Source organism: Pseudomonas sp. BF-R-24 (assembly GCF_019947335.1).
In the GTDB taxonomy this organism is placed as follows: Bacteria; Pseudomonadota; Gammaproteobacteria; order Pseudomonadales; family Pseudomonadaceae; genus Aquipseudomonas; species Aquipseudomonas jessenii.
Genome location: NZ_JAGYGG010000030.1, coordinates 58,863 through 71,844, shown reverse-complemented (window position 1 = coordinate 71,844; position 12,982 = coordinate 58,863). Strand labels below are relative to the sequence as shown.

Sequence of the window (12,982 nt, the reverse complement as noted above, 5' to 3'; positions counted from 1 at the left end):
GTGTCAGTCAATAATGATGTCGACTGACACACCGCTTTCGCGAGCAAGCCCGCTCCCACAGTTCGTTCTCTGCCGAACTTCAATTTTGTGCTCACTGGCTCCCACAGGGTTGAAGTGATCCAGGCGTCAATTGGCGTAGGACATTTCTGTTTTTCCTAGGCTTCGGTCATGCCCGTTGTCCCTCATCCACAACCCACCGTCCCCGTTTTGCAGATATTCATTGCGCAGGTCCTAGGACATTTCCGGGCAAGGTCTTCGGAGATTTCCTTCGAATTGCGGCGATCCGCATGAACTGGTTTGAAAGGTGCTCAATCGATAGTCTTTGGTGGTCACTGAAATTCAGTGGCGAGGTGTAGGAACCTCCAGTTTCCCTAGTACCACGTTGGCGCCAATTACCTGGTTTGCGGCCGTTGAAATGCGTCCGTAAGATCAGCTGCGGCGGCTATGTACGGGCACGCTTCGGCGTGGTCGAGGTGCTAGGGACTCGATATTCCTACCCCGTACATGGCTGCCACCCTAGCCCGTAGGAAGGCTTTCGGTAGCTTCGATTTTCCTTTCCTAGAGTTAGAAACCATGAAAACCATTCATCCCGATCCACCCTACGAAAAACCAACCCCACACCCCAACAATCGCTTCATGGCACTCACCAGCAATTGCAGTGAAATGCCCACCCTCTTCGTCGACACCCACGCACCGCTCGACGTCCTGATGGACGCCGCCAACTACCGAATCCGCGCCGTCACCCAATTGCTGGAAAACCTGTCCATGCGCGGCTCGATCGAGTGCGATTCCTTCATCCTCAGCGACTTTTCATTGCTCTGCGCCATCCCGTTGCGCGATGGCTGTGATGTGCTGGATGTGGTCGGGCGACGGTTGCGGGCACGCTGACCAACCCTGTAGGAGCGAGCCTGCTCGCGATGGTGGTCAACGATAACGCGGGCTGCCTGACTGAACGCGTCGTCTGGACGTTCTTCGCGAGCAAGCCCGCTCCCACATTTGATTTGTGCCGAGCTGAAATTCTCAGTGCCTGCGCAACCACTCGATAAACAGCGCAAACAACTCCGACTGCGAACCCACCTCCAGTTTCAGGTACAGGTTCTTGCGGTGCATGCGCACGGTTTCCGGTGAGATGTTCATCTGGCTGGCCGTGGATTTCACCGAATGCCCGCGCAACACCATATGCGCCACTTGCCGCTCTCGTTCAGTGAGCAAGTCGCTGCCGAAATGCTCGAACGCCGACTGCACCCGGTGCTTGAGATCATCGCGCATGCCCTGGTCTTTATCGCACTGGATCTCGCGACTGCGCAGCATGCCCCGTTGACTGAATTCGCTGATGAATTCGCGCACCAGCGGTTCCACGGCGCGCAGCAGATTCAGCTGTTCGGCGCTCAGGCATTCACCGCCGAAACCCTGATAGAGGCTGACGGAAATCTTCGTGTCATTGCCGATATCGACAATGTAGTAGCTGTCTTCCGAGCAGCCCGCCTTCAGGTAATAGGATTTGTAGTAGTCACTGTCGAAGAAGTTGTCCGGGGCAATTTCCTCCAGGTGATAGAAGCCTTGCGCCAACCCCTGCTCCACCGCCAGGCAGAACGGGTCGAGCAAGTAACCCCCGGCAAAATAGCGCTCCAGAATCGAGACCTGATACTCCTGCGCTATCCCGCGCTGATGCAGCAACTGGGGCGCGCGGTCCTTGCGCTCCAGGCTGATCATCATCGACTCGACGGACACCAGTTGCGCCAACGCCGACGCCAGGTGTTGCAAGGCGTCAGGCTCATCGATATGGGCGAATGCCTCGCGCATTCCCCCATGCCATTTGTGCAATGCCCCGAAGGGCACCGCGATCAGCGTATCGTCGTCTGGTTTGCTCATGCCCCGCAGTCTAGCGGCTGGACACGCCCTTGGTAACAGCCTGACTGACGAAATCATTGGCCCGCGTACTGTCCGCTCGCTTCAAGCTCGGCGGCCACTTCCAGAATGCATATGCGCAAGGTCTCGACGATTTCATCGACCTGGACAGACGTCAGGATCAACGGTGGCGACATGACATTGAGGTGCATGATCGGCCGCACCAGCAAGCCCCGGGCCTGGGCCCGCACGTGGATTTTCTCGCCGATGTTGATCTCGTCGGGGAATAGCGCCTTGGTGCGTTTATCGGCGACGAACTCCACGCAGGCCATGAGTTTCTGGCAGCGCACATCCCCCACCAGCGGCAAGTCCCGCAGGGTGGCCAGGCGCTCCTCCAGATAAGCCCCCACCGTGTCGACATGGGCCAGCAGGTTTTCCCGCTCGATGATTTCGATGTTCTTCAGCGCCGCCGTGCAGCACACCGGATGCCCGCTGTAGGTGAAGCCGTGGGTGAAGCAGCGGCCCTTGCCCGGCTCGGCGATGACTTTCCAGATGCGCTCGGAAAAGATGCACGCGCCCAGCGGCAGGTAGGCCGAGGTCAGGCCCTTGGCAGTGGTGATGATGTCGGGCTGCACGTCGAACACCTCATAAGAGGCAAAGAACTTGCCCAGGCGCCCGAACGAAGTGACCACCTCGTCGGCGACGAACAGGATGTCGTAGCGCTGGCAGACGTCCCACATGCGTTTGAGATAGCCCCGGGGCGGAATGATCACCCCGCCGGAGCCCATGATCGGCTCGGCGAAAAAACCGGCAACCTTGTCCGCGCCAATCGAGAGGATCTTGTCTTCGAATTCCTTGACCAGGAACTCGAGGAACTGCGCCTCGTCCATGCCATCGGGCGCGCGGTACGGATTCGGGTTGGAGACGTGGTGGATCAGCGGGTTGGCGTAGTCGAACTCCGGCACGCGGTCGGCGGCCTTGTTGCCGATCGACATGGTCAGCGTGGTAGAGCCGTGATAGGCGTTGAACCGGGCGATGACGTGCTTCTTCTCCGGTTTGCCTCGGCAGTTCTGGTAGTACTGGATCAGCCGGTACGCGGTGTCCACGGCGGTGGAGCCGCCGGTGGTCAGGAACACATGGTCGAGGTCGCCGGGGGCCAGGCTGGCGAGTTTTTCGCACAGTTCGATGGCGACGTTGTTCGACATATCGGAAAACGGGTTCGAATAGGCCAGCTGGCGCACCTGGTCGGCGATGGCCTCGGCCATTTCCTCGCGACCCAGGCCAATGTTGGTGCACCACATGCCGCCCACCGCATCGAGAAAGCGGTTGCCCTGAGTGTCGTAGATGTAGGCGCCGTTGCCTGCGACGATGTTCAGCGAACCCTGTTCGGCGTGTTCGTCGAACACGTGATAGCCGTGCATATGGTGAGCCTTGTCGGCCTTGACCAGCCGGGACTCGTCCGCTGGGGAAAAAACGGTGCGTGTTGGCGTCGCCATAAATAAACCTCTAACCGAATTGACTAACGTTCGAACAAATCAGATGCCGCTTTTCACGGTGCTCCAGACCCGGGTAATCGCCCGCATGTCCTTGGCGTCCTGGGTCTTCTGCGGAAACAGCCGCTCGCGGGTTTGCGCGTCGGGGTAAATCGCCGGGTTGTTGCGCACATCGGCGCTCAACAACGGCGTGGCCGCGGCGTTGCTGTTGGCGTAATTGATGAAGTCGCTTACGTCCGCCATCACCTGCGGCTGCATCAGGTACTCGAGAAACTTGTGGGCATTGGCGACGTGGGGGGCGTCGGCCGGGATGTACAGGTTGTCGAACCAGATCAGCGAGCCTTCCTTGGGGATGAAGTACGCCAGGTCGATCTTCTTCTTGGCTTCTGCTGCGCGGGCCATGGCGGTGGCGTAGTCGCCGGACCAGGTCATGGCCATGCACACATCGCCATTGGGCAGGCTGGTCAGGTAATTGACCGAGTCGAACTTGCGGATGTACGGCCGCACGGACAACAGCAAGTCCTGGGCGGCTTTCAGATCTTCCGGTGCGGCGCTTCTCGGATCACGACCCAGGTACTTCAGGGCCATGGGAATGACTTCGGTCGGGGCATCGAGCAGGGTCACGCCGCAGTCGGCGAAGCGCGAGACGATCTTCGGATCGAAGATCATCGCCAGCGAGCCGATCGGCGCGTCGGGCATGCGTTCCTTGATCTTGTCGACGTTGTAGGTGACGCCGTTGCTACCCCAGGTATAAGGCGCCGAGTACGTGGTGCCCGGATCGTACCCTTGCAGATCCTCCAGGACTTTCGGGTCCAGGTTGGTCCAGCCCGGCAGCAGTTTTTTGTCCAGCGGCCGGAACACCTTGGCCTTGATCAGCGGTGGCGCCAGGGACGCGTTCAACACGATCAGGTCATAACCGGAGTGGCCGGTGAGCAATTTGGCCTGCACCGTTTCGTAGGCATCGAAGGTGTCGTAGATGACTTTGATGCCGGTGGCCTTTTCGAAGTCGGCCACGGTTTTTTCACCGATGTAATCCGCCCAGTTGTACAACCGCAGCGTATGGCTGTCGTCCACTTGAGCGGCGTAGGCATTCAATGTCAGCGGTACAACAAACAGACTGGAAATCACCTTAAGCAGCGTCTTGCCCATAGCAAATGCACCTTATAGCGAGTTCGGCTCTGGATGAGCGGATGCCCCCACTATTGGTGGATTCGCCGGGCGCGGCCATACCCCGAATGGGTGTGTGTCGCTTTTTGGGCATACCGGCATGGCAAAAAGCGGCAGTGCAGTTGACCCGTTTTGCCATAGATCCGGGGTTTGTCCGGCGCTTAAAGTGGCAGCCCTGAACCGACCCTGCAGAGCCTGCGATGACCGACCTGATCAAACACGAGCAACGCGACGGCGTGTTGACGCTGACCATCGACCGCCCGGACAAGCTCAATGCGCTGAACAACGCCATGTACACGCAACTGGCCGAGCTGTTGCTGGCCGCCGACGAAGACCCGCAGACCGGCGTGATCATCATCACCGGTGGCCCGGCGTGCTTTACCAGCGGCAATGACCTGGTGGATTTCCTCCAGCACCCGCCGACTCATCTGGACGCCCCGGCGTTCCACCTGATGAAGGTCGTCACGCGCCTGCAAAAACCGCTGATCGCGGCAGTCTGCGGTGCGGCCATCGGTATTGGCACCACATTGCTGCTGCATTGCGATCAAGTACTGGTCACCCGCAACGCCAAGCTGCGCATGCCGTTCGTCAACATCGGCCTGTGCCCCGAATTTGGCGCCAGCCTGTTGCTGCCACGCCGGCTCGGCCATGCCCGTGCCGCGAGCCTGCTCCTGTTGGGCAACGGCCTGGACGGCAACGAAGCGGTGGCCTGGGGCCTGGCCAACGAAGCCTTCGATGACGGCGAACAATGCCTGGCGGCGGCGACAAAAATCGCCCAGCGCTTTCTGGCCATGCCCCAGCAAGCCTTGCGCCAGTCCCGGCTGCTGATGAAACAGGCTTGCCTGGCCGAACTGGAAACCACCCTGCGCGAAGAAAACACGCTGTTCATTCAGCGCCTGAATACCGACGAGGCGAAAACCGCCTTGAACGCCCTGCTCAATCGCAGTACAGATAAGAATCCACCGAAAGGAAACCAGCCATGAACACTCCAGAAATCTACGTCGTCAGCGCCGCCCGTACCGCCATCGGTACCTTTGGTGGTTCGCTCAAGGACGTGCCGCTGGCCGACCTCGCGACCACCGCCGTGAAAGCCGCCCTGGAGCGAGCCGCCGTGGACCCGGCGCTCGTTGGCCATCTGGTGATGGGCAACGTGATCCCGACCGAAACCCGCGATGCCTACATCTCCCGCGTCGCGGCGATGAACGCCGGCATCCCGAAGGAAACCCCGGCCTACAACGTCAACCGCCTCTGCGGTTCGGGCCTGCAAGCGATCATCAACGCCGCCCAGACCCTGATGCTCGGCGATGCCGACATCGTCGTCGGTGCCGGTGCCGAATCCATGAGCCGTGGCCCGTACCTGATGCCGGCCGCCCGTTGGGGTTCGCGCATGGGCAACGCCCAGGTCATCGACTACATGCTCGGCATCCTGCATGACCCCTTCCATGGCATCCACATGGGCATCACCGCCGAGAACGTCGCCGCGCGCAACGGCATCACCCGCGAAATGCAGGACGCCCTGGCTTTCGAAGACCAGCAACGCGCGGCCCACGCGATTGCCAACGGCTACTTCAGCGAGCAGATCGCGACCGTGGAGATCCAGGATCGCAAAGGCGTCAAACTGTTCAGCGTCGACGAACATCCGCGCGCCACGTCCCTGGAACAGCTGGCAGCAATGAAGCCGGCGTTCAAGAAGGACGGTTCGGTCACCGCCGGCAACGCCTCGGGCCTGAACGACGGCGCCGCCGCACTGGTCATGGCCAGCGGCAACGCGGTCCAGGCCAATAACCTGAAACCCCTCGCCCGCCTGGTCAGCTACGCCCACGCCGGCGTTGAACCGGAATTCATGGGCCTGGGCCCGATCCCGGCCACCCGCCTGGCGCTCAAGCGCGCCGGCCTGACCGTCGCCGACCTGGACGTGATCGAAGCCAACATCGCCTTCGCCGCCCAGGCCTGCGCCGTCAGCCAGGAACTGGACCTCGACCCGGCCAAGGTCAACCCGAACGGTTCGGGTATCGCCCTGGGCCACCCGGTGGGCGCGACCGGCGCAATCATCGCCACCAAGGCCATCCACGAACTGCACCGCACCGGCGGCCGTTACGCGCTGGTGACCATGTGCATCGGTGGCGGCCAGGGGATTGCGGCGATTTTCGAGCGGGTTTGATAGCTGCACATTTGGATTGGGTACATATCCATTTCTGCGGTAACGGCCGCTGACGGTTCCGCTTTTACAGCGGGTTACTTGGAAAAGCCCCAAGTAACCAAGGGCTCTTGCCCCTGACGTTCGGTGCCTCGCCAAGGCTCGGCATTCCCTCGCTCCGGTCCTGCTCCGTGGGCCCGCCGCGATCGGCCATCCATGGCCGTACGCGGCTAACCCGGCATCCATGCCGGGTTGCCCACTGCGCAGAACCTCCACTCGGCCTCTCGAGGGGGCAAGAAGATCAAAAGCAAAAGCAAAAGCCAGGCGGCCTTCGGGCCGACCTGGCTTTTGCTGGTACCCCGATTCCCTGTAGGAGCGAGCCTGCTCGCGATGGACGTCAACGATGACGCGGGGTGTCTGGATGAGCGCGTTGTCTGGGCATTTTTCGCGAGCAGGCTCGCTCCTACAATGTTTCTCCAGCGCTCACAAAATCTCTTCCTCTTTGAACAAGCCACCTGACGACCGGCAGCAAAAACCATTTGCCACAAAATATTACATTCGTCATATTATGAACATCATAATTATCCGCCGCACCCACAGGTAAACGTCCATGACCAGCATGCCCACCGTTGAACCCGACCTGGCTGCCCCGGTGACTGTCGCCAAACCTCCCCTGCTCAAACGCCTGCTGTTGCCAACACTGGGCATCGCGGCACTGGTGCTGGCCGGTGTGTATGGCGCGCATTGGTGGACTGCCGGACGTTTCATCGAGGAAACCGACGACGCCTACATCGGCGGCGATGTGACGGTGATCGGGCCGAAAGTGGCGGGCTACATCGACGAAGTGCTGGTGACCGACAACCAGAAGGTCAAGGCCGGCGACGTGCTGATCCGTCTCGATTCCCGCGACTACCGCGCCCACCTGGCCAAGGCCGAAGGCGCAGTGGCCGCCCAGCAGGCCCTGCTCGCCAACCTCGACGCCACCGAGCAACTGCAACAGGCCGTCATCGGCCAGGCCCGTGCCGGCATCGACGCCGCCGGTGCCGAAGCCGTCCGTTCGCGGGATGACGATGCCCGCTACAAAAAACTGGTGATCACCAACGCCGTCTCGGTTGAAAGTGCCCAGCGGGCCAATACCACGTTCAAGACGGCCCAGGCCCAAAGCAACCGCGCCCAGGCTGAATTGCTGGCCGCGCAACGCCAGTTGAACGTGATCGACACCCAGAAACAACAAGCCCGGGCCGCCTTGATCCAGGCCAAGGCTGAGCGCGACCTGGCGCAATTGAATGTCGGCTACTCCGAACTGAAGGCACCGGTTGACGGTGTGATCGGCAATCGCCGGGCACGGGTCGGCGCCTATGCCCAGGCCGGCTCGCAATTGCTCTCGGTGGTGCCGACCAGCGGTCTGTGGGTCGATGCCAACTTTAAGGAAGACCAACTGGCGCACATGGTGCCGGGGCAACGGGTGGTAATCCGTGCCGACGTGCTGTCGGGGCAGGAATTCCACGGTCACCTGGACAGCCTCGCCCCCGCCAGCGGTTCGCAATTCAGCGTATTGCCGCCGGAAAACGCCACCGGCAACTTCACCAAGATCGTGCAGCGGGTGCCGGTGCGGATTCACCTCGACCCGGCCGACAGTGTGCTCGGCCACTTGCGTCCGGGGTTGTCGGTCACCGCTGAAGTGGACACGCGCAAGGAGCCTGAAGCGCCAGCCGTGGCCAGCGCGCCATGAGCCGTGCCCTCGCCGCCCCGGCGCAACCGTTCAATGCCGCGAACATGGCGACGGCGACCAAGGTTTTCGCCTTCGCCAGCATGTGCATCGGCATGTTCATTGCCCTGCTGGACATCCAGATTGTCTCGGCTTCGTTGCGTGACATCGGCGGCGGGCTTTCCGCCGGCACCGACGAAACCGCGTGGGTACAAACCAGCTACCTGATCGCCGAAATCATCGTGATCCCGCTGTCCGGTTGGCTGTCGCGGGTGTTCTCGACGCGCTGGCTGTTCTGCGCATCGGCGGTGGGTTTCACCCTGGCCAGCCTGCTGTGCGGCATAGCCTGGAACATCCAGAGCATGATCGCCTTCCGCGCCCTGCAAGGGTTTCTGGGCGGTTCGATGATCCCGCTGGTGTTCACCACGGCCTTCGTGTTCTTCACCGGCAAACAACGGGTGATCGCCGCCGCGACCATCGGCGCAGTAGCGTCCCTGGCACCGACCCTGGGGCCGGTGATCGGTGGCTGGATCACCGACATATCGTCCTGGCACTGGCTGTTCTACATCAACCTGGTCCCCGGCATCTTCGTCGCCGTGGCCGTGCCGATGCTGGTAAAAATCGACCAGCCGGAACTGTCGCTGCTCAAGGGCGCGGATTACTTGAGCATGGTGTTTCTGGCGCTGTTCCTCGGCTGCCTGGAATACACCCTCGAAGAAGGCCCGCGCTGGAACTGGTTCAGCGACCGCACGATCCTGACCACCGCGTGGATCAGTGGCCTGGCCGGGCTGGCGTTCATCGGCCGGACCTTGCATGTGGCCAACCCGATTGTCGATCTGCGCGCCTTGAAGGACCGCAATTTTGCCCTCGGTTGTTTCTTCTCGTTCGTCACCGGCATCGGCCTGTTCGCCACCATTTACCTGACGCCGCTGTTCCTCGGTCGGGTGCGTGGCTACGGAGCGCTGGACATTGGTCTGGCGGTTTTCTCCACCGGAGTGTTCCAGATCATGGCGATTCCGCTGTATGCCTTTCTGGCCAATCGCGTCGACCTGCGCTGGATCATGATGTTCGGGCTTGGGCTGTTCGCCTTGTCGATGTGGGATTTCAGCCCTATCACCCATGACTGGGGGGCCAAGGAGTTGATGCTGCCGCAAGCCTTGCGCGGGATTGCACAGCAATTGGCGGTGCCGCCGGCGGTGACCTTGACCCTCGGCGGCCTGGCGCCGGCACGGCTCAAGCATGCGTCGGGGTTGTTCAACCTGATGCGCAACCTGGGCGGGGCCATCGGCATTGCAGCGTGCGCGACCATCCTCAACGACCGCACCAACCTGCATTTCACCCGGTTGGCGGAGAACCTCAACAGCACCAACGAGGCGCTCAACCAATGGCTGTCCCAGGTCGGCAACAACTTCGCCGCCCTCGGCCAGAGCGGTGACGCCGGGGTCACCGCCAGCCTGCATCAACTATGGTTGCTGACCTACCGCGAAGCCCAGACGCAAACCTATGGCGACGCGTTCTTGATGATCATGGTCTGCTTCATTATCGCCACGGCGATGGTGCCTTTGATGCGCAAGGTACAACCACCGGCCGCGCCGAGTGCCGACGCTCATTGATGCTTGTGCGGGTCAGGCCTGAGGCATTTTGCGAAAACCTACGGCCAGACGGTTCCAGCTGTTGATGGTGCTGATGGCCACGGTCAGGTCGACCATTTCCTTGGGCGAGAACTGGGCGCTGACCATTTCGTAGTCTTCATCCGGAGCGTGGGTCAGGCTGAGCTGGGTCAGGGATTCGGTCCAGAGCAGCGCAGCGCGTTCGCGCTCGGTAAAGAACGGTGCTTCGCGCCAGGCTGTCACGGCGAACAGGCGGCGCGGGGTTTCACCGCCCTTGATCGCATCAGCGGTGTGCATGTCGATGCAGAAGGCGCAGCCGTTGATTTGCGAGGCACGCAGTTTGACCAGTTCGATCAGGTTCTTTTCCAGCGGCAGTTTCGAAACGGCGGTTTCCAAAGCGATCATCGCTTTGAGGGCGTCAGGGGACGCGGTGTAGAAATCGATACGAGGTTGCATGGGGTGCTCCAGGGCAGGTGGGTGTGTGACTACGTTAGTCCCCCGACCGTTCTACACAAATAGCCAATCTTTCAGAAGTCGAGGAGGCCATTGGCGGTGCCTTCCTGGTTGTTGGTGGAAACGCGGGGATGATGGGTTTCACTCTTCACTTTTGGTGAGTTCATTGCCGTCATCGCGAGCAAGCTCGCTCCCACAATTTGACCGTATTTCCCTGTGGGAGCGAGCTTGCTCCGGGCGGCGATCCGACGATCCGCGCAGCGGCCATTCACACCCGACTGCGCAACCATCGCAGGAAGCCCTTTTTCTCCACCGCCACCGGTAGGTCCTGAGTCAGGGTTTTCGCTTTTTGCAGTCGATAATCGAGCAAGGCCTGCATTGCATCGTTGATATCGTGACGGGCATCCAGGCACGGCTTGAGGTATGACTTTTCGATGCGGTACAGGCCACTGAATGTCTTGGCGGTAAACTGCGCAGGCAGCGCGCTGTCGGTGAGAATACCTGCTTCGCCGAACACCTCCCCCGGCCCCATGCGTCCGGATTCGTATGGCGCTCCGTGACGCATCAAGGTCACCGAGATCACGCCGGATTCGATAATGAACAAGTGATCGCTGACCTGCCCCGCTTCCAGGATCACCTCCCCGGCGCGAAAGGTTTGCAGGGTCATGTTCTGGCTGAAGGTGTCTTTCTCTTCCTGGCGCAAGGTGGAGAAAATCGGCGAGCTGTCGAGCAACGCGCGTTTGCGAGTCGAGTTGACCGGCGGACTGGGCTCCACGCTCGACAACAAACTGACCCCGGATGCCTGCAAGTGCCGATAGGCCAGATCGTACAGCTGGTTGCGCACTGAACGTTTCTCGTCCATCGACGCGACAAAGCCGCTGATTTCGTAGACCACTCCGGTGTTGCTGGCGGTTTTCAGGCCGACGCTTGGCGACGGTGTATCGAGCAACGCACGACAACCTTGAATAGCCCGCTCCAGGGCTTCGATCACCGTGTTCGGCCGCGCGTGGGGGCTCACTTCCAACGAAACGGAGATGCCGAACATATCGCTCGGCCGACTGAAATTGATGATCTTGGCCTTGGCTGCCAGGGAGTTGGGAATCACCGCCATGCAACCCTGGGAGGTCTGCAGGCGCGTGGCACGCCAGTCGATGTCGGTGACCCGGCCCTCCATGCCATCGATGGAGATGTAGTCATCGAGTTGATAGGGCTTGGTGGTGTTCAGGACGATCCCGGAAAACACGTCACTGAGGGTACTTTGCAAGGCCAGCCCGACGATGATCGCCAACGCACCGGACGTCGCCAGCACGCCCTTGACCGGCAGATCGAGCACATAGGCCAGGGCGGCAATGACCGCGATCAGGAAAATCACCGCACCGAGCAGATCCTGAAGCAATCGCCCGGTGTGCCCGACCCGTTGCATCATCACCGCGCCGATCAGCACGGTCAGGGTCCGCGCGCCGAACAACCACCAGCCGATCTGCAAGCCGGTGGCCGCCAGATGCAAGGGTACGTTGTCAGCCCAGGGCGGCGGCTCCATCGGGTTCAGGCCTTCGTTGAACAACAGCAGGCTGAACAACGAAAAAATCACCACCCGTACCAATAGCCGCCAGGCGCTGCCAAGTGCACTGAGCAAGTACCACAACCCAAGATCGATCAGGATCAGCGCCATCGCGCAAATCAGCGGGTGTTCGGTGAGCAATGACAGCATCAAGCAACTCCAGCCAGGGCCAATAACGCGAAGATCGCATGGATTGGCCTCAGTGTAGGAGCATTTGATTTGGCGGGATGAACACCCTCCCAAAAACACCACAAAACCAATGTGGGAGCGGGCTTGCTCGCGAAAGCGGTATAACAGTCAACACATAGGTTGAAAGTTAAGCAGCCTTCGCGAGCAAGCCCGCTCCCACAGGGGGGATGAGTGATGCCGAAGTTATTTGCTATTGGCCAGTGTGCTGTAGCTGGTCATCAGGTTGCGGTAATCCGGAATATGGTTGGAGAACAGCGTGCCCAACCCTTCGATGTCGTTACGCCAGTCGCGGTGCAGTTCACAGGCCAGGCCAAACCAGGTCATCAGTTGCGCGCCCTGAGCGGTCATACGGTTCCACGCCGATTCGCGGGTCAGTTCGTTGAAGGTGCCGGACGCGTCGGTGACCACGAACACGTCAAAACCTTCGGCCAGCGCCGAAAGCGCCGGGAACGCCACGCACACCTCCGTCACCACACCGGCGATGATCAGTTGTTTCTTGCCAGTGGCCTTGATCGCCTTGACGAAATCTTCGTTGTCCCAGGCGTTGATCTGGCCCGGGCGAGCGATGTACGGCGCGTCCGGAAAGAGTGCCTTGAGTTCGGGCACCAGCGGTCCGTTGGGACCGGTTTCGAAACTGGTGGTGAGGATGGTCGGCAGCTTGAAGTACTTGGCCAGGTCAGCCAGCGCCAGCACGTTGTTCTTGAATCGATCCGGATCGATGTCGCGCACCAGAGACAACAGGCCCGCCTGATGATCGACCATCAAAACCGCGGCGTTGTCCTTGTCCAGACGCTTGTAGGAAGAAGTCATTGCAGT

At 60.8% G+C, this 12,982-nt stretch carries 11 protein-coding genes; 5 read left to right on the top strand and 6 right to left on the bottom strand.

Annotated features, from left to right (window positions below; all coding sequences use genetic code 11):
• Positions 1 to 573 precede the first annotated feature (573 nt).
• Positions 574 to 888, top strand: coding sequence for a hypothetical protein (locus KGA98_RS21360; protein WP_223503668.1), 315 nt, complete (start codon positions 574 to 576; stop codon positions 886 to 888).
• 132 nt (positions 889 to 1,020) lie between these two features.
• On the opposite strand, the gene KGA98_RS21355 is transcribed toward KGA98_RS21360, so the two are convergent.
• The 3 genes from KGA98_RS21355 to KGA98_RS21345 are packed head-to-tail and all read right to left on the bottom strand — an operon-like array spanning position 1,021 to position 4,490.
• Positions 1,021 to 1,929 (bottom strand): LuxR C-terminal-related transcriptional regulator, encoded by a 909-nt coding sequence (locus KGA98_RS21355; RefSeq protein WP_057713971.1) that lies wholly within the window; start codon positions 1,927 to 1,929, stop codon positions 1,021 to 1,023.
• Positions 1,926 to 3,344, bottom strand: a complete 1,419-nt coding sequence (locus KGA98_RS21350) for an aminotransferase (protein ID WP_223503666.1) — start codon at positions 3,342 to 3,344, stop codon at positions 1,926 to 1,928. The genes KGA98_RS21355 and KGA98_RS21350 overlap by 4 nt, the downstream gene beginning before the upstream one ends.
• A gap of 39 nt (positions 3,345 to 3,383) precedes the next feature.
• Positions 3,384 to 4,490, bottom strand: a complete 1,107-nt coding sequence (locus KGA98_RS21345; RefSeq protein WP_223503663.1) for a polyamine ABC transporter substrate-binding protein — start codon at positions 4,488 to 4,490, stop codon at positions 3,384 to 3,386.
• A 218-nt stretch (positions 4,491 to 4,708) separates the two neighbouring features.
• Between KGA98_RS21345 and KGA98_RS21340 the strand changes: the two genes are divergently transcribed.
• The 4 genes from KGA98_RS21340 (at position 4,709) to KGA98_RS21325 (ending at position 9,966) form a co-directional block, all read left to right on the top strand.
• The gene (locus tag KGA98_RS21340; RefSeq protein WP_223503661.1) at positions 4,709 to 5,491 is read left to right on the top strand and encodes an enoyl-CoA hydratase-related protein; all 783 of its coding nucleotides are present in this window, start codon (positions 4,709 to 4,711) and stop codon (positions 5,489 to 5,491) included.
• Entirely contained in the window at positions 5,488 to 6,669 is a 1,182-nt protein-coding gene (locus tag KGA98_RS21335) for an acetyl-CoA C-acyltransferase family protein (protein WP_057713967.1), read from the top strand. The genes KGA98_RS21340 and KGA98_RS21335 overlap by 4 nt, the downstream gene beginning before the upstream one ends.
• Positions 6,670 to 7,255: 586 nt before the next feature.
• The gene (locus KGA98_RS21330; RefSeq protein WP_223503659.1) at positions 7,256 to 8,377 is read left to right on the top strand and encodes an HlyD family secretion protein; all 1,122 of its coding nucleotides are present in this window, start codon (positions 7,256 to 7,258) and stop codon (positions 8,375 to 8,377) included.
• Positions 8,374 to 9,966 (top strand): DHA2 family efflux MFS transporter permease subunit, encoded by a 1,593-nt coding sequence (locus KGA98_RS21325; RefSeq protein ID WP_057713965.1) that lies wholly within the window; start codon positions 8,374 to 8,376, stop codon positions 9,964 to 9,966. The genes KGA98_RS21330 and KGA98_RS21325 overlap by 4 nt, the downstream gene beginning before the upstream one ends.
• Before the next feature lie 12 nt (positions 9,967 to 9,978).
• Here KGA98_RS21325 and KGA98_RS21320 read toward each other — a convergent pair whose 3' ends face one another.
• The 3 genes from KGA98_RS21320 to ycaC form a co-directional block, all read right to left on the bottom strand.
• Complete coding sequence (locus tag KGA98_RS21320; protein ID WP_154861462.1) at positions 9,979 to 10,419, bottom strand: carboxymuconolactone decarboxylase family protein; 441 nt, start codon at positions 10,417 to 10,419, stop codon at positions 9,979 to 9,981.
• Between the two features lie 265 nt (positions 10,420 to 10,684).
• Positions 10,685 to 12,127: a mechanosensitive ion channel domain-containing protein gene (locus KGA98_RS21315; RefSeq protein WP_223503657.1), complete on the bottom strand. Its 1,443-nt coding sequence runs from the start codon at positions 12,125 to 12,127 to the stop codon at positions 10,685 to 10,687.
• A 222-nt stretch (positions 12,128 to 12,349) separates the two neighbouring features.
• Positions 12,350 to 12,976 (bottom strand): isochorismate family cysteine hydrolase YcaC, encoded by a 627-nt coding sequence (gene ycaC / locus KGA98_RS21310; protein WP_223503655.1) that lies wholly within the window; start codon positions 12,974 to 12,976, stop codon positions 12,350 to 12,352.
• Between the last annotated feature and the right edge of the window lie 6 nt (positions 12,977 to 12,982).